The sequence below is a fragment of the Amycolatopsis sp. NPDC051045 genome, assembly GCF_040682955.1.
In the GTDB taxonomy this organism is placed as follows: Bacteria; Actinomycetota; Actinomycetes; order Mycobacteriales; family Pseudonocardiaceae; genus Amycolatopsis.
Map to the genome: position 1 here is coordinate 560,926 of NZ_JBFBCC010000002.1, position 16,495 is coordinate 577,420.

Below are 16,495 nucleotides of genomic sequence, written 5' to 3' on the forward strand. Positions count from 1 at the left end.
CCGCCGGTTCGGTGGGGCACACTGCCTGACGTGGGAAAACCTGCAGAAGGCGAGTCCGTGCTCTCGCGGGTCGTCCGCATCTTCGAGACCTTCGGGCCGGACGCGCCCGCGTTGCGCGTCACCGACATCGCGCGGCGGGCGGACCTGCACGTCGCCACGGCGTCGCGGCTGGTCGAAGAGCTGGTCGGGCACGGCTGGCTGCGGCGCGACCCCGACCGGCGGATCCGCGTGGGCGTCCGGCTCTGGGAACTCGCGTCCCGCGCGTCGCCGACGCTCGGGCTGCGCGAAGCGGCGATGCCCTTCATGGAGGACCTGCACGCCGTCGTCGGGCACCACACCCAGCTCGCGGTGCTGGAGGACCGCGAAGTGCTGTTCGTCGAGCGGCTCTCGGCGCCCGGCGCGGTCGTCAACGTGACGCGCGTGGCCGGACGGCTGCCCCTGCACGCGTCGTCGTCCGGGCTGGTGCTGCTCGCCCACGCGCCCGCCGACCTGCAGGAACGCGTGCTGGCCGGTCCGCTCGGCGCCTTCCGGCGCACGACGCTGACCGAACCGGCGCGGCTGCGCCGGTTCCTCGCCGACGTCCGGCGCACCGGCTACGCGTTCTGCGCGGGCTTCATCGACGAAGAGACCACGGGCATCGCCGTCCCGCTGCGGGGGCCGGGCGGCGACGTCGTCGCGGCGCTGTCGGTGATCGTGCCCAACGACCGGGCCGCGCGGGCGCAGATCCCGGCGCTGCAGGCCGCGGCGCGCGGGATTTCGCGGGCGATGGGGAATTCCTCTCACTGAATGAGAATGTCGTAGTGGTGGGCGGCGCGGCCGTTCCATGCTCGGACCCTCCGTGTGAAAGGACGTTCCCGTGCGCACCCAGGTCGTCATCGTCGGCGCCGGCCCGGCCGGGCTGCTGCTGTCCCACCTGCTCGGTCTCGAAGGCATCGACTCGGTGCTGCTCGAACGGCAGACCGCGGAGTACGTCCAAGCCCGCATCCGCGCCGGCATCCTCGAAGCGGGGACCGTGGAACTTCTGCGGGACGTCGGCCTCGGCGCCCGGCTCGACGTCGAGGGCATGGAACACCGCGGAATCCACCTGCAGTGGCCGGACAACCGGCACCACGTCGACTTCACCGATCTCATCGGCCGGTCGGTGACGGTCTACGGGCAGACCGAGGTGACCAAGGACCTGATGGCGGCGCGGGAAAAGGCGGGCCGTCCGGCGTACTACTCGGCCGCCGACGTCACGCTGCACGACGTCACCGGAAAGCCGTCCGTGACCTTTGTGGACGATTCCGGGACGGCGCGGCGGATCGATGCGGACGTCGTCGTCGGCTGCGACGGCTTCCACGGCCCGAGCCGGGCGTCGGTCCCCGATCCGCAGGTCTGGGAACGGGCCTACCCGTTCGCGTGGCTGGGCGTGCTGGCCGACGTCGCGCCGTCGACGGACGAGCTGATCTACGCCTGGCACCCGGACGGGTTCGCGATGCACAGCATGCGCTCGCCCCGGGTGAGCCGGTTCTACCTGCAGGTGGCGCCGGACGAGGACCTCGCGCAGTGGAGCGACGACCGGATCTGGACGGCGTTGTCCGAACGGCTCGGCGTCCCGGGGTGGACACTGGAGACCGGGCCGATCACGGAGAAGAGCGTGCTCCCGATGCGGAGCTTCGTGACGACCCCGATGCGGTACGGGAACCTCTACCTGGCCGGGGACGCGGCGCACATCGTGCCGCCGACGGGCGCGAAGGGGCTGAATCTGGCGGTGGCGGACGTTTCGCTGCTGGCGCGGGCGCTCACGGCGTCGTTCCATGGCGACGACCGGCTCGTGGACGCGTATTCGGAGACGGCGTTGCGGCGGGTCTGGCGGTGCACGCACTTCTCGTGGTGGATGACGTCGATGCTGCACCGCCACGGCGACGGCTTCGACGCCCAGCTCCAGCTCGCCCAGCTGCACCGCACGGTGACTTCGGCCGCGGCGATGACCGAGCTGGCCGAGAACTACGCGGGCTTGCCGTTGTAGTGCACGGGAAGCCGGACGGTGAAGGTCGATCCGATGTCCACTTCGGATTCAGCGGCCACCGTCCCGCCGTGGGCCTGCACGAGGTGGCGCACGATGGCGAGGCCGAGCCCGCTGCCGCCGGTCTGGCGGCTGCGGGACTTCTCGGCCCGCCAGAACCGGTCGAACACGTGCGGCAGGTCCTCGGCGGCGATGCCGGTGCCGGTGTCCGCCACGGCGAGCGTCACCGCGTCCACAGTGGACGAGACGTGGATGGTCACCCGGCCGCCGGGCGGGGTGTGCCGGATCGCGTTCGTCACCAGGTTGCCGACGACCTGGCGCAGCCGCACCGGGTCGGCCGCCAGCGCGCAGTCGCCGGTGGTCTCGACGGCGAGCGTGACCCCGGCCGCGGCGGCACGGTCGGCCTGCGCCGCGGCGACGTGGCCGGCCAGCTCGGCCGCGTCGAGCGGCTCGGGGTGCAGGCGCAGCTGCCCCGCATCGGCCGCGGCGAGGTCCTGCAGGTCGTCGACGATGTGCTGCAGCAGCGCGGTCTCCTCGAGCAGCGACGCGCTCAGGGCCCGGTCGAACGGCAGGTGCCCGTCTTCGGCGGCCTCCAGCCGGCCGCGGATGACGTTGAGCGGGTTGCGCAGCTCGTGGGCGATGTCGCTGACCATCGCCTTGCGCTGCTCCTCGATGCGTTCCCGCCGCGCCGTGAGGTCGTTGAACGCGGTGGCGAGGTAGCCGACCTCGTCGCGCGACTTCACCGGCGCCGGCCGGTCCTGCTGCGCGGCTTCGGTCAGGGCCCGCAGCGGGCGGGACAGCCGCCGCGCGACCAGCGCGGTGAGCGTGACGGCCAGCACCAGCACGCCGCCGGTCACCGCGAGGATCCGGGTGAGGTTCTCCTGGGACAGCGTGAACGTCGGCAGCGGCGAGCCGCCCGGGCCGAGCGTGAACAGCAACGCGGGCGGCGCGACGTACGGCGTCAGCTGCTCGCGGCGGGCCGCGTCGAGGCAGCCCTGGGTCGGCCGCTGATCGCCGACGTCGAGAACTTGCAGGTCAAGGTTCACTTTCACCTGCTCACCGCCCTGGCTCTGCAGGCAGCGGTTGACGGCTTCGGTCAGACCGGTGAGTGCGGCCTGCTCGGTCGGCGTCGGGATGGCCAGTTCGAAGAGCCCGCACTTGCTCGCGTAGTAGCGGGCGGAAAGCGGCTCGAGGCCGGTGAGCAGCGGTCGCCCGCTCGGCGAGTCGCGCACCTGGCTGGGCAGGCCCAGCGAGGCGAGGCAGGCGGCGGCCTTCCCGGCCAGGGCGGTGAGCTCCTCGCGTTCGGGCGGCGGCAGCTTGAACGGGCCGGTCGCGCGCGGGTCGATGCCGCTCGTGCCGGCCTCGGGCAGCAGCACCGGGTCGACGTGCAGCGGGTCGACCGACGCCGTCGCCTTGACCGGCAGGGTGACCGGTGCGCCGCCGGAGTCGCCGAGGACGCGGCGGTCGAGGGTGGTCAGCACCACCCGGCGGCCGGTCTGCTCCGACAGCGCCCGCAGCCGGGGGCCGACCTGGTCCCACGTGTGGTTCGCCGCGGCGAAGCCGAGCAGCTCGGTGTAGATCGTCGCGTCGCCGGAGAGCGCCTGGCCCTGCTCCTGCTGGATCGCGCGGGTGGTGGTCTGCACGGCGAGCCACGCGGTCGCCGCGATGGAGGCGAGCGCGATGAGCAGCGAGACGGCGGTGAGCCGCACGACCAGGCTGCGCCGGCGAGGGAAGCTACGCGTCATTTTCCGCCGTCAGCTTGTACCCGACGCCGAACACCGTCCGCAGGTAGACGGGGTGCTGCGGGTCCGGCTCGAGCTTCTTGCGCAGGTTGAGCACGTGGACGTCGATGATCCGGGTGCTGACGAACCGGTCGTCGCCGCGGGTCAGCTCGAGCAGCTGCCGGCGGGTGAACACCCGGCCGGGCTGCCGGATCAGCGTCTCGAGCAGCTGGAACTCGCCCGGGGTCGTCTCCACCGGGCGGTCGCCGACCGACACCTCGTGCCGCACGGGGTCGAGCCGCAGCTCGCCCGCGCGCAACGCCGTGTCGGGCGGTTCACGCCGGGCGGCCGTGCGCCGCAGCAGCGTCCGGACCCGGGCCATCAGCTCGCGCGGGCTGTACGGCTTGGTCAGGTAGTCGTCCGCGCCGAGGTCGAGGCCGAGCAGCAGGTCGTCCTCGGTGGCGCGGGCGGTGAGCATCAGCACCGCGACGTCGGACTCCTGCCGCAGGACCCGGCAGACGTCGAAGCCGTCCACCTTCGGCATCATCACGTCGAGGACCAGCAGGTCGGGCCGGTCGCGCCGGGCCTCGTCGAGCGCTGCCCGGCCGTCCGGGGCCAGCACCACGGTGTGGCCTTCGCTTTCGAGGTAGAGCCGGAGGACCTCGGCCTGCTTCTCGTCGTCCTCGGCGACCAGTACACGTGCGCACACGGCGTCGAGAGTAGGCGCCCTGACACCGTTGCCACCGCATCCTGACCGGATCTTCACACCTTGGCGCCCCCGCCGCGGCCGGGCACCGTGGCGGGGGCGGAGTCCGCAGGTCAGGCGTTTTGCTGGTTGTTGTAGACGTTGATGGCCGCGTCCCCGAAGTGCGGGCTGCGTTCCTCGTCGGAGTTGTCGTCGGGGTGGTAGCTCACGTTGCCCACGAGGTAACCCCAGCCCCGGCCGAGCTGCAGGTCGTCGAGCCACGGACCGCCGCTGGCCCCGTGGCCCTGGTCGCAGTGGATCCCCTGCTGGTCGGGCTGGAACGGCCAGACCCCCGGGCGCCAAGTGGTCCCGGTGCAGTAGCGCAGCTGCTGACCGGTGATGCCGGTACGGGCCGGGTGCGTGTCGTACGGGTAGCCGAACTCGTACACGTTCCAGTCGTACCCCTGGCCGAACTTGTAGCCCTGGGACCCGGTCACGTCGGCGACGTTGGTGCCGTTGCGGGGCCACAGCGAGATGGCCGCGAGGTCGTAGTCGTGGTCCCCGTCGTTGAGGTAGCCGTTCGGGGCCGACACCGACTTCCAGCTCCACCGGCCCAGCGGCTCGCCGCTGCCGGCGTAGTCCGGGACGAAGATCCAGTTGTCGAACCAGTGGCCGTCGCCGTCGGACACGCAGTGCCCGGCGGTCCAGACGAGGCTGTGGTTGGCCGAACTGACCACGCTCGCGGTGCACTCGTAGGGACCGTCGGGCTTGTCGTAGTAGAGCTTGCCGACGGTCGTCGCCGGCATCTGGCCGTGGGCGCTCCACACCTGCGACTGGCTGACCGCGGCGAGCCCGGCCGCGGCCGCGCCCGGCTTCCCGGCGGCCGGTCCCGCGGCGCCCGGTGCGGATTGGGCCGGCAACGCATGGGTTTGCGGCCCCGCCGACCGGCTCTTCGCCGGCCCGTCCGCCGGTTTGGCCGCGCGCATCCGCTCGGGCGTCCAATGGCCGAGGACGTCCTGCTCGGGTGCGGCCGACCGGTGGACGGCGGCGCCGGACGCCCCGCCCGGCGCTGCCCCGCCCGGCGCTGCGGCGCCCGGCGCTGCCCCGCCCGGCGCCGCCGCGGCCTGCGCCGTGCCGGGGGCCAGCAAACCCCCGAGCACCACGACGGCGGCGATTCCCCCTGCCCATCGGATACTTCTCACTGGGCACCTCCTGCATCGATTTCCCCCGCAGGGCGGTAATCCCGCCCGGCTGCCAGCCTTCCGCCGCGGTGCGGTGCGGCGACACTGGACCTTGGAGTTGCGCCGTTCAGGCGACGCCGGGCGGCTCCGGCCGGGCGATGAGCAGGGAGGCGATCGAGCCGGCCTGCAGCCGGGATTCCACGCGCAGTTTGGTCAGGACGTTGCTGACGTGGAACTTCACCGTGCGCTCGCTGATACCGAGCCGGCGGGCGATCCCGCGGTTGGACAGGCCGTGGCCGAGGAGCACGAGGATCTCGCGCTCCCGGTGGCTCAACCGCTCGATCCGTGCCACCACCTGGTCCCGCCGGCGTTCGAGCGTCGCGAAATCGTCGTCCGGGCGCTCGCCGTTCATCTCGTCCCCCCGACCGGAATGGCGGTGAAATTCGCTCACCGAGAGGAGGACGGGTGTGTGGGTGCAGATACGCCTAATCCGACGGGCCGGTTTGGTGGCGCATGTTTTCCTCCGCCTGCCGGAAGCGGTCGGGGGTCCAATGGCGGTCGACCACGGCCGGCCCCTGGGTGTTGCGGTGTTCCACCGCGGTTTCCGGCTCGCCCGGCCGAGCCGGGTCACCGGCCGGGCCGGTCTGCCGGGCCGCGCCGGCACTCAACCCGGCGGCCGCCAGCCCCGCGATCACGGCGAGCACGAGAATCGTCGTCTTCCGCTTGCGGATCATGAGAACCACCCTCTCCGCCTTTTCCAGGGTACCAGCACGGAATCGGGGAATGGTGACCATGAATCGCGGCCTGCGGCGTGCTGCGTCGATCGGCCCACGCCCGGACGACGTCGCCCAGCCCCTGCCCGGCTCGGCGAGCCTGGTAACGCTTGCGCCGCGGTTCGCGGGAACCGGTGCGGAATCCGCCCGGCGGCCGACTTCAGGGAACGGACACGGAAGAAGGTGATGGCCGTGAAGGCGACCGTAATCGCCGTCGCCGCCCTGATTCTGGTGGGCGCGGCGGCATGTGGCACCCCGGTGGCCGGGGTGCCGGTCCCGGTGACGCCACAGGCGCCGGTCACGAGCACGGCGACGATCGCGGTGCCCGCGCCGCAGACGGTGTACGTCCAGCCACCGGTTTTCGTCGTGCCTTCGGAAACCGCGGAAGCCCGCACGGTCATCGCGTACTACGACGCGATCAACCGCCGTGACTTCGCCACGGCGTGGGCCCTCGGCGGCCGCAGCCTCGCGGGTGGTGGCGGATACCTCCGGTACGTCAACGGTTTCGCGACGACCTCGTGGGACACCCTGACCGTCACGGACGTCCGCGGCAGCACGGTGCGGGTGGTGCTGGCGGCGCTTCAGATCGATGGCAGCACCCGGACGTTTTCCGGCACCTACACCGTCTCGGGTGGCGCCATCGTCGGCAGCCACATGACCCGGACGAAATGAGGATCGTCATGCGTACACTTCGGACAACCGCCGCCGTTTCGGCCGCGCTCGTCCTTGCCGGGTGCGGGTTGCCGCAGACTTTTTCGCGCGGCCAGGCTCCGGCTCCGGCGTCGACCGCAACCGTCACCGCGCCGGTTCCGCAAACCGTCGTCGTGCCTCCGCCGCAGACCGTTTACGTCGCGCCGAAAGGGGTTGCCGCGTCGAGTCAGTGGTACGCGGAGCCGGGCTGGGTCGGCTCACAACCGTGGATCACCCTCACTCCCGCCCCCGGTCAGACGCCGTGCCAGTGGCTGCGCGCCCGCGGCTACACCTACCCGCAGGCGTACGCGGCCTGGGCGCAGAACGGTTACCCGGCGAGCTGGTCGGCCACCGGCGACGGCTATCCGTGCCAGAAGTCCTACGGCGTGCAGCATTGACCGGCCCACGCCTGGACGACCTCGCGTGCAGGCCGAAAAACGAACCGGGCCGGGAGCGAAGTGCGCTCCCGGCCCGGTTCGCCGTCAGGTCAAGCTCGAACAGGTTCTCGCGTCAGGATCCTTCGCCCCCTTCGGCACCCACCGCACGTTCGCGAACGAAGCCGAGAACGGGCCGTCGGTGTAGACGAGGAACGGGGTGTTGATGTGCTCGAAGTCCAGCCCGTTGTCGAAGCAGGACACCGGGATCTTCACCGTCGTCTTCACGCCGCCCGCCAGATCGGTGAACAGCTTCGTCGCGTTCACCTCGGAGAAGCACGGGTAGACGCAGTGCATGCTGAGCACCGTCCGGTTGGCCGGTGCCTGGTGCACGATCGTGTCGAACTCCAGCGCCGCGTCCGCGTTGAGGTAGCCGCGCAGGTCGTTCGTGCCCGCCGTGTTCTGCATGTAGAGCTGAGCCGGGCCGGTGCCCGTCCAGGTCGTCTTCAGACCGTCGGCCTGCACGTTGACGTCCGCCGGCACCACGTTGATCTCGCTGTGCGCCGCCGTGGCGTCCGGGCCGATCACGGTGCCGCCCCAGTTCTCCGCCGAGCCGATCTGGCTGGTGTACGGCGGCACGTCGGTGCGGTCGAACAGTGCGAGGTCCTCGGTCGCGGTCCCACCGCCGCCGGTGGCGGTGCAGGACGCCGGGCCGGCCGTCTCGTCGAGCGGCCCGACCGTGGCGCGCTGCCCGGACTTGAGGCCGTAGCCGAGCTTGAACAGCGGGTCGTAGTTCGGCGACCACGGGTTGAGCGGCGTCTGGCACGCGCTCTTCGGCCACGAGTAGGACAGCGTGCCCCGGTAGCCGGTCCCGTCCTTGCCCTTGACCAGCATGTCCGCGACGCCGCCGCCCTCGGTGCCGGGCAGCCAGGCCGCGACGAACGCGTCGGAGCGGTTGATCTCCTTGTTCATGTACAGCGGGCGGCCGCCGACGTACACGGTGACGACCGGGGTGCCCTTGCCGCTGACCTTGTCCAGCACGGCCAGGTCCTCGGGGTAGAGCTTCGCCGCCTCGAGCGTCTTGCGGGTCAGGTCGCCGACGCCCTCGGCGTACGGCGTCTCACCGATGACGGCGATGACCGCGTCGTAACCCTTGGGGTCGACGGTCCCGGTGGCGTCGAACGTGACGTTGGCGTCGCCCAGGTTCTGCTTGATGCCGGTCAGGATCGACGTGGCGTTCGGGAAGTCGGCGTTGGTGTTGCCGGTGCCCTGCCAGCTGAGCGTCCAGCCGCCGGTCTGGTTCTGGATGTTGTCGGCGCTCTTGCCGACGACCAGTACCTTCGACGCAGGCTTGAGCGGCAGCACGTTGCCGTTGTTCTTCAGCAGCGTCTGCGACTCGCGGACGGCGTCGCGGGCCAGCCAGTTGTCCTTCAGCGCCTCGTCGGAGTTGGCGTAGGAGCGGTCGGACGGCTTCTGCGACTCGAACAGGCCGTCGCGCAGCTTGACGCGCAGGATGCGGGTGACCGCGTCGTCGATGCGGGCCATCGGGATCTGGCCGCTCTGCACCTGGGCGACGGTGTTGGTGATGAACGCCTTCCAGTCGTTCGGCACCATCACGATGTCGATGCCGGCGTTGATCGCCTGCGGGCACGAGGAGTTCGTGCAGCCGGTGACCTGGCCGATGCCGTTCCAGTCGGACACGACCAGGCCGTCGAAGCCGATCTTGCCCTTGAGGATCTGGTTCAGCGCCTTGTCACTGCCGTGCAGCTTGCCCTCGTTGATGCCGAGGTCGGCGTTGGTCCAGCTGTTGAACGACACCATCACGGTCTGGGAGCCGGCGGCGAGTGCGCCGTAGTAGCCCTGGCCGTGGATGTTGATCATGTCCGCTTCGGACGAGGGGTTGACGCCCTGGTCCTGGCCGTTGAGGGTGCCGCCGTCGCCGATGAAGTGCTTGGCGGTGGCGATCACGCCGTTGTAGCCGATGCGCTTGGTGGCGCCGTCCTGGAGGCCGTTGATGGCCTCGAAGCCGTAGGCGCGGGTGATGCGCGGGTCCTCGGAGAAGCCTTCGTAGGTGCGGCCCCAGCGGTCGTCCTGGACGACGGCCAGCGTCGGGGAGAAGGCCCAGTCCTGGCCGGTGGCGCGGATTTGCCGGGCGGTGGCGCCGGCGACGTCGCGGACCAGGCACGGGTCGTGCGCGGCGCCGAGGCCGATGTTGTGCGGGAAGACGGTGGCGCCGTAGACGTTGTTGTTGCCGTGCACGGCGTCGATGCCCCAGATGACGGGGACCTTTGTGCGGCTCGTCTTGGAGGCGTTCCAGTAGGCGTCGGCCAGGTTCAGCCAGTCCTGCTGGGTGGCGTGCTTGTTCGCGCCGGGCCACGAGCCGCCGCCGTTGAGGACCGAGCCGATGGCGTACTGGCGGACCTCGTCGGGGGTGATGGCGGCGATCTCGGGCTGCGTCATCTGCCCGACTTTTTCCTCGAGCGTCATGCCCTTGAGGATTTCGGCGACCCGCTGCTCGTCGCCGGCCTTCCCCTTGAGCCGGCTGTCGACCTTCGGCCAGTCCGCGAGGGTGGGCAGGCTCTTCTCGATCTTGGCGCAGCCGTCCTTGTCCTTGGCGGGCTGGCCGATGACGGGCTGCGGCGGCTCGGCGGCCTGGGCCGGTGTCGCCTGCGCGACCCCGCCCAGCAAGCTGAGGCTCATCAGCGTGACGAGCGAACTTCGGCGCGCACGGGTCCACGCGCGGGATCTTCTGGCCATGGGTCTGGTCCATTCTGCGATGAACGGCGGACCGGCCGATCCTCACCGGCGGCGGGGACTGCGTCAATAGGTTGCGGGGTAGTTATTTCTCGACATAAAATAAGAGTCGTCCGGCGACCTGCCACGCGCCGTCCTGTCTAGCGGGTGGGGTGGTAACGGGCAAGGGCGCTCGCGGGCAACGGTTTTGCCCGGTCGACCACCGGTCGTTCGCCCGGTGGTCCGGCGGCGCGTTCCGGCGGCGTCCTGAGCGCGGGGTCAGCCGAGCACCGAGCCCGGTAGCTCCTCGAAGATCAGCCACGTCCGGGTCGACCGCACCCCTTCCAGTGCCTGCAGCCGCTCCAGTACCACGTCGCGCAACGTCGTGTTGTCCGGCGTCCGGACCAGCAGGAGGATGTCGAAATCGCCGCCGACCAGGGCCACGTGGTCGACGTACGGGATTTCGTGGAGGTCCGTCGCCATCGTGCGCCAGGACGTCTGCTCCACCGTCACCATGATGTACGCCGAAGTGCCCAGGCCTGCGCGGCGCGGGTCGATCCGCGCGCCGAAGCCCGTGATCACGCCCTCCGTCATCAGGCGCTCCAGGCGCGCGTACGCGTTCGTGCGCGAGATGTGCAGGCGTTCCGCCAGTGCGCGCACCGCCAAGCGGCCGTCCGCGGACAGTTCCGCCAGCATCGCCCGGTCGACGTCGTCCAACGCCGGGACCGTTCGTCCCGTCAGACCGCCGTGAGCCAGGACACCTTTGGACGTTTGGTCGCCAGAGGACCTTGGGAGAGACCCTTTGTCGCTCATTTCCGCCAACCCTTGAACACAACACCGCGGCGAACCACCATTTCAGCATCATATGTCTGGGAGAGGTGGTGTGCGTCATGGCTGTGGTGCCTTCGGAGACCCTGCTGCCGTCCGCAGCCCCGGTGCGGTTCGTCGCCGAGGACGGGAGCCGCGCGCAAGAGCCCGGTGGGTACGCCGCACCCGCGGACGGCCTGCTCAAGGAGGCCTACCGGCTGATGGTCCTGGGCCGGCGGTTCGACGTCCAGGCGACCGCGCTCACCAAGCAGGGCCGCCTCGCCGTCTACCCCTCCAGCGCGGGCCAGGAGGCCTGCCAGGTCGCCGCCGCGCTCGTCCTGGCCCGACAGGACTGGCTCTTCCCGACCTACCGTGACTCGGTCGCCCTCGTCGCCCGCGGCCTGAAGCCCGGCGAAGTGCTGACGCTGCTTCGCGGCGACGCGCACTGCGGCTACAACCCGGTTGAGACGCGCGTAGCACCTCAGTGCACTCCGCTCGCGACGCAGACCCTGCACGCCGCCGGGCTGGCGCACGCGATGCAGCGACGCGGCGAAGACGCCGTCGCGCTCGCGCTCATCGGGGACGGCGCCACCAGCGAAGGCGACTTCCACGAAGCGCTCAACTTCGCGGCCGTCTTCAAAGCGCCGGTGGTGTTCTTCGTGCAGAACAACCGCTTCGCCATCTCGGTGCCGTTCGAGAAGCAGAGCGCCGCGGCCGCGCTGGCGTACAAGGGAATCGGCTACGGCATGCGCTCGGAGCAGGTCGACGGCAACGACGCCGTCGCCGTGCTCGCCGTCCTCGGCGACGCCGTCCGGCACGCCCGCGAAGGCCACGGGCCGGTGCTCGTCGAGGCCCACACCTACCGCATCGACGCCCACACCAACGCCGACGACGCCACCCGCTACCGCGACGCCGAAGAAGTCGCGAAATGGCGCGAAGCGGACCCGCTCAAGCGGCTCGAAACCTACCTCAAGGCCGAGAACCTCCTGCAGGACAACGAAATCGGGCAGTTCGCGGCCGATGCCGAGGTGTTCGCGCAGTCCGTCCGCGACACCCTGAACGCCGAGCCCGAGCTCGACCCGCTGTCGCTGTTCGACCACGTCTACGCCGAACCGACCCGCCAGCTCCACGCCCAGCGGGCCGCCCTCGCAGCCGAACTGGAGGCCTGATGACGACCACCATGGCGCAGGCGCTCAACGCGGCCCTGCGGGACGCCCTCAAGGACGACGACCGGGTGCTCGTGTTCGGCGAGGACGTCGGCACGCTCGGCGGCGTCTTCCGCGTCACCGACGGCATCACCGCCGACTTCGGCGAGGACCGCTGCTTCGACACCCCGCTGGCGGAGTCCGGCATCGTCGGGTTCGCCGTCGGGATGGCGATGGGCGGCTTCCGCCCGGTCGTCGAAATGCAGTTCGACGCCTTCGCGTACCCGGCGTTCGAGCAGATCACCTCGCACGTGGCGAAGCTGCGCAACCGCACCCGCGGCGCGCTCTCGCTGCCGATGGTCATCCGCGTGCCCTACGCCGGCGGCATCGGCGGCGTCGAGCACCACTGCGACTCCAGCGAGGCCTACTACACCCACACGCCGGGTCTGCGCGTCGTCACGCCGGGCACCGCGCAGGACGCCTACGACCTGCTTCGCGACGCCATCGAGTCCCCGGACCCGGTGATCTTCCTCGAACCGAAGTGCCGCTACTGGTCGAGCGAAGAGGTCACCTTCACCCGCACCGGCCCCGCCATGGACCAGGCCGTGGTCCGGCGCGACGGCAAGGACGTCACCCTCATCGCCTACGGCCCGATGGTCGCCACGGCGCTGGAGACCGCCGAAGCGGCGACGGCCGAGGGCTGGGACGTCGAGGTCGTCGACCTCCGCTCGCTTTCGCCGTTCGACGACGAGACGGTGACGGCTTCCGTGCGCCGCACCGGGCGGGCGGTCGTCGTGCACGAGGCCGCGGGCTTCGGCGGCTACGGCGCCGAGGTCGTCGCGCGTGTCACCGAGCAGTGCTTCCACCAGCTGCACGCGCCCGTCCTGCGGGTGACCGGGCTCGACATCCCGTACCCGGCGCCGAAGCTCGAGCGCCACCAGCTGCCGGACGTCGACCGGATCCTCGACACGATCGCGCGCCTGCAGTGGGACGACACCCCGGTGGTGGCCGGTGCCTGACTTCCTGCTGCCGGACCTCGGCGAAGGCCTGACCGAGGCGGCGATCGTGGACTGGCGCGTCAAGGTCGGCGACACCGTCGAGGTCGACCAGGTCGTCGTCGAGGTCGAGACGGCGAAGGCGGCGGTCGAGGTGCCGGTGCCGTTCGCCGGCGTGGTGTCCGCCCTGCACGGCGAGCCGGGCCAGCTGTTGCCGGTCGGGGCGCCGCTGCTGAGCGTCGGCGGGTTCGCCGAACCCGGGGTCACGACATCTTCGGGCAGCGGCAACGTCCTCATCGGTTACGGCACCGCGCCCACGACCCGGCGCAAGCGCTCGCGGCGTCCGGTGAGCACCACCGCGCCCGCGCCCACCCGGCCGAAGCAGGCGCCCGGCGTGATTTCGCCGTTCGTCCGGAAGCTGGCCGCCGACAACGGGATCGACCTCGCGAAGGTCACCGCCACCGGCGCGGACGGCATCATCCGCCGTGCGGACGTCGAGGCGGCGATGAAGAAGCCCGTCTCGAACGGCAAACGGATCCCGCTCACCGGCGTGCGCAAGGCCGTCGCCGACAAGCTGACGACGTCGCGGCGCGAAATTCCCGAGGCCACGGTGTGGGTGGACGTCGACGCGACCGAGCTGGTCGCCGCTCGCGCGGCCTTGAACGCCAAGCCGGACCGGCCGGTCAGCCTGCTCGGGTTGATCGCGCGCTTCGTCGTCGCGGGCCTTCGCCGGTATCCCGAGCTGAACTCGCGCGTCGAGGGCGACGAGATCGTGCTGCTGGACAAGATCCACCTCGGCTTCGCCGCGCAGACCGACCGCGGCCTGGTCGTGCCGGTCGTGCGGGACGCGGGCGAACTGTCCACCCGGGACCTGTCGGCGGCGATCGGCGAGCGCGCCCGGACCGCCCGGGACGGCAAGCTCGCGCCCGCGGACCTCACCGGTGGCACCTTCACGGTGAACAACTACGGCGTCTTCGGCGTCGACGGCTCGGCCGCGATCATCAACCACCCGGAGGCGGCCATCCTCGGTATCGGCCGGATCATCGACCGGCCGTGGGTCGTCGACGGTGCCCTGGTGGTCAGGAAGGTCTGCGAGCTGACGCTGGCGTTCGACCACCGCGTGTGCGACGGCGGCACGGCCGGCGGGTTCCTGCGCTTCGTCGCCGACTGCGTGGAGTCACCGGTCACCGCCCTCGGCGACCTGTGACGACTCACCGGCCGCATTGGCCGGGTGGTGCCGGTGGTGGCACTTAAAGTGGTTTTGTGACGACTCCGGCCCAGCACGACCGCGACCTCGCGGAGGGGCGCGTCGCCCGGCTCAAGCAGGACCTGCGGGACGGGCTGGCGCCGCCGCCGGGTGACGTCGAAGCGATGGACGAGCTCGTGGCGACGGCCCACCGGCTGCTCGACGCCGAGCTGGCGTACGACCAGGCCGCGCACCGGCTCGCCGACGCCGAGCTCGAAGCCCGGCACGCGACGACGCAGCGCGCGGTCGTCTGGTTCGCCGCCGCGCCCGTGCTGGTGCCGCTGGCCGCCGGGGCGCTGGTGCTGTTCGAAGTGCTTTCGCCGGTGTGGCTGCTCGTGCTGGTGCCGCTGTTCGCCGCGGGGCTGTGGATCGGCTTCGGCCCGGTGCGCCGGGCCGGGAACGTGATCCGCGAGCGGACGCGGGCGGCGTGGGCGGGCGCCGGCACGGCCGCGGTGCTGGCCGGAGCGCTGCTCCCGTGGTCCGCGGCCGTCGTCTGCACGATCCTGGCGGCGCTGGGGGTCGCGGGCACGGTCGCGCTGTTGTGGCGGGAAAGCCGGATCCCGTGAGCCACGGCTACGCGACCTACGGCGACGATCCGGAGTTCTCCCAGGAGTACGCGGACGCCGTCGACCCGGCGCGGCGTGACCTCGACGAGCTGTTCGCGGCGGTCGACGGGCTCCGCACCGCCGTCGAGGAGACCGACGACCGCTTGCGGCAGGACGTCGCCAATCTGACCGAGCGGCTCGAAAGCGGCGGCGCGCACCGGCAAGAGGACCGGCTCGACTTGCTCGGCCGGCAGCTGGAACGGCTGCAGCAGCAGGTCCGGGCGTTGGAGCGCGCGGTGCGCGTGGCCGACGGGGTGCCGCGGGCGGACCTCGACGACGTCGGCGCGGAGACCCGGGCGCTCGCGGCGGAGGCGGCGCGCTGGGACGACCTGCACAAAGAACTGGTCACGAAGGAGCAGCGCGCCCGGCACGAGCAGGAGATCGCGCACCTGGACGCGGTGCGGTCGGCGCTTTCCCGCTGCGATGCCGACCTGCTGGCCGTCATCGGCGTCTTGGCGTCGACGGACCGGGCGTCCCGGGCCCGCGGGGACGCGGAGTCGCGGCTGCGCGCACTGGCGACGCGGCGCCGCACGCTGCTGGACGAGGAGATCCCGGCGGCTTCGGCGGCGGCGGAGACGGCGCGGCTGGCGTTGCGCGAGGCGGACGCGGTCCAGGCGCGGGTGGTGCCGCAGCTGGAGCGCGCCGAACGTGCGTGGCACGACCTGCAGGTGCGGCTGCGGACCCGGATCACCGACGCGCTCGGCTCGGACGCGCTGCTGCCGATGTGGTTCGGCCACGCGCTGGGCGTCGCCCCGCCGTCCGGCACGTCGGGCGACGCGTGGATCCGGACGGCGGCGTCGGTGCTGGCGTACCGGGTGACGTTCGGCGTCACCGACCAGGCACTCCCGCTGGGCCCGCCGGCGGCCGAGGGGACCGACACGACCGAGCGCCGGTGGACCTGGCGAGCCCGCCTGGAGTCCGACCTGGACGAACTCGCCCTCTAGCCCGTGACCAGCCGGGCTTCACCGGTGCCCTCTCAAGCGCGGGTGATGCCTTCTCCGTCACGGGTCGTGTCGGCGCGGAGGGCTGCTTCTAATTGGCGGTGGAGGTCGCCGAGACGGGTTTTGCCCGGTTTGCCCGGTGGGAAGCGACGCAGGAGGGTGCTCACCTCGGGTGGGGCCTGCGAGAGCGCCCACTCGATCTCCGCCTCCGCGGAACCGCCCGCCAGTTCGCGCGCCAACGCTGCCTGCTGGGCCGGGCCGACGATGTGCTTCACCTGGTGTGGCGACGCCAGGGGATGCAGGTAGGCGGCACCCGCTGCCCCGACTGCCGCGCGCGCCGCCGCCGAAGCTGCCGGATCGGTAGCCGCGCCTGCCGCCGCCAATGCGTCCCACGCCGCCGTGCGCAGGGCCTGGGTGCGTGGAGCGCCCGAAGCGAATTCCCGCGCTGCCGAGATCGCCGCGGCCGGGCGTGGGTCGTCCGGAACCAGCGGCAGGACCCGGGCCGCGCAGGCCGCGGCCCAGCCCGTCAAGGCCCGGAGTTCGTCAAGACTCAGTTCCATGTGGGTGAAGCGTATCTTTGAAAGTCCGGTTGAG

The 16,495-nt window shown here is 71.6% G+C and carries 17 protein-coding genes; 9 read left to right on the forward strand and 8 right to left on the reverse strand.

All coding sequences use genetic code 11. The features are described from left to right. Positions 1-30: 30 nt before the first annotated feature. Together AB0M80_RS06860 and AB0M80_RS06865 are read left to right on the forward strand one after the other, a co-directional pair. On the forward strand, positions 31-786 hold the full coding sequence (locus tag AB0M80_RS06860) for an IclR family transcriptional regulator (RefSeq protein ID WP_364559928.1): 756 nt from the start codon (positions 31-33) through the stop codon (positions 784-786). A gap of 70 nt (positions 787-856) precedes the next feature. Then, entirely contained in the window at positions 857-2,008 is a 1,152-nt protein-coding gene (locus AB0M80_RS06865; RefSeq protein WP_364559931.1) for a 4-hydroxybenzoate 3-monooxygenase, read from the forward strand. Here the strand turns inward: AB0M80_RS06865 and AB0M80_RS06870 are convergent. From AB0M80_RS06870 to AB0M80_RS06890, 5 genes are all read right to left on the reverse strand, one after another. Then, entirely contained in the window at positions 1,987-3,750 is a 1,764-nt protein-coding gene (locus AB0M80_RS06870; RefSeq protein WP_364559934.1) for a HAMP domain-containing sensor histidine kinase, read from the reverse strand. The genes AB0M80_RS06865 and AB0M80_RS06870 overlap by 22 nt on opposite strands. Then, complete coding sequence (locus AB0M80_RS06875) at positions 3,740-4,435, reverse strand: response regulator transcription factor (RefSeq protein WP_364559937.1); 696 nt, start codon at positions 4,433-4,435, stop codon at positions 3,740-3,742. Before AB0M80_RS06875 ends, AB0M80_RS06870 begins: the two co-directional genes overlap by 11 nt. Positions 4,436-4,545: 110 nt before the next feature. Next, positions 4,546-5,613 (reverse strand): hypothetical protein, encoded by a 1,068-nt coding sequence (locus AB0M80_RS06880; protein WP_364559939.1) that lies wholly within the window; start codon positions 5,611-5,613, stop codon positions 4,546-4,548. Positions 5,614-5,719: 106 nt separating this feature from the next. After that, positions 5,720-6,004 carry a helix-turn-helix transcriptional regulator gene (locus tag AB0M80_RS06885; RefSeq protein WP_364559942.1) on the reverse strand — a complete coding sequence of 95 codons (285 nt, stop codon included), beginning with the start codon at positions 6,002-6,004 and terminating at the stop codon, positions 5,720-5,722. Between the two features lie 73 nt (positions 6,005-6,077). Then, complete coding sequence (locus tag AB0M80_RS06890; RefSeq protein ID WP_364559944.1) at positions 6,078-6,386, reverse strand: hypothetical protein; 309 nt, start codon at positions 6,384-6,386, stop codon at positions 6,078-6,080. A 165-nt stretch (positions 6,387-6,551) separates the two neighbouring features. Here AB0M80_RS06890 and AB0M80_RS06895 point away from each other — a divergent pair, with 165 nt between their 5' ends. Continuing rightward, the gene (locus tag AB0M80_RS06895) at positions 6,552-7,037 is read left to right on the forward strand and encodes a hypothetical protein (RefSeq protein WP_364559947.1); all 486 of its coding nucleotides are present in this window, start codon (positions 6,552-6,554) and stop codon (positions 7,035-7,037) included. Continuing rightward, entirely contained in the window at positions 7,034-7,453 is a 420-nt protein-coding gene (locus AB0M80_RS06900) for a hypothetical protein (protein ID WP_364559950.1), read from the forward strand. Before AB0M80_RS06895 ends, AB0M80_RS06900 begins: the two co-directional genes overlap by 4 nt. An 84-nt stretch (positions 7,454-7,537) precedes the next feature. Here the strand turns inward: AB0M80_RS06900 and AB0M80_RS06905 are convergent, their stop codons facing one another. After that, a complete protein-coding gene (locus tag AB0M80_RS06905; RefSeq protein ID WP_364559953.1) occupies positions 7,538-10,129 on the reverse strand; it encodes an exo 1,3/1,4-beta-D-glucan glucohydrolase in 2,592 nt (863 codons plus the stop codon). A gap of 312 nt (positions 10,130-10,441) precedes the next feature. Next, positions 10,442-10,918, reverse strand: a complete 477-nt coding sequence (locus AB0M80_RS06910) for an Lrp/AsnC family transcriptional regulator (RefSeq protein WP_364560372.1) — start codon at positions 10,916-10,918, stop codon at positions 10,442-10,444. A gap of 134 nt (positions 10,919-11,052) precedes the next feature. On the opposite strand from AB0M80_RS06910, the gene pdhA reads away from it, so the two are divergent. From pdhA to AB0M80_RS06935, 5 genes are read left to right on the forward strand one after another with little or no spacing between them, the layout of a single operon-like run. Beyond that, a complete protein-coding gene (pdhA, locus tag AB0M80_RS06915; protein WP_364559955.1) occupies positions 11,053-12,138 on the forward strand; it encodes a pyruvate dehydrogenase (acetyl-transferring) E1 component subunit alpha in 1,086 nt (361 codons plus the stop codon). Continuing rightward, entirely contained in the window at positions 12,138-13,133 is a 996-nt protein-coding gene (locus AB0M80_RS06920) for an alpha-ketoacid dehydrogenase subunit beta (protein WP_364559957.1), read from the forward strand. Before pdhA ends, AB0M80_RS06920 begins: the two co-directional genes overlap by 1 nt. After that, a complete protein-coding gene (locus AB0M80_RS06925) occupies positions 13,126-14,316 on the forward strand; it encodes a dihydrolipoamide acetyltransferase family protein (RefSeq protein ID WP_364559960.1) in 1,191 nt (396 codons plus the stop codon). Before AB0M80_RS06920 ends, AB0M80_RS06925 begins: the two co-directional genes overlap by 8 nt. Before the next feature lie 56 nt (positions 14,317-14,372). Further along, the gene (locus AB0M80_RS06930; RefSeq protein ID WP_364559962.1) at positions 14,373-14,921 is read left to right on the forward strand and encodes a hypothetical protein; all 549 of its coding nucleotides are present in this window, start codon (positions 14,373-14,375) and stop codon (positions 14,919-14,921) included. Further along, on the forward strand, positions 14,918-15,904 hold the full coding sequence (locus AB0M80_RS06935; protein WP_364559963.1) for a hypothetical protein: 987 nt from the start codon (positions 14,918-14,920) through the stop codon (positions 15,902-15,904). Before AB0M80_RS06930 ends, AB0M80_RS06935 begins: the two co-directional genes overlap by 4 nt. Positions 15,905-15,936: 32 nt before the next feature. Here AB0M80_RS06935 and AB0M80_RS06940 read toward each other — a convergent pair whose 3' ends face one another. Then, positions 15,937-16,461 (reverse strand): putative immunity protein, encoded by a 525-nt coding sequence (locus AB0M80_RS06940; protein WP_364559966.1) that lies wholly within the window; start codon positions 16,459-16,461, stop codon positions 15,937-15,939. Between the last annotated feature and the right edge of the window lie 34 nt (positions 16,462-16,495).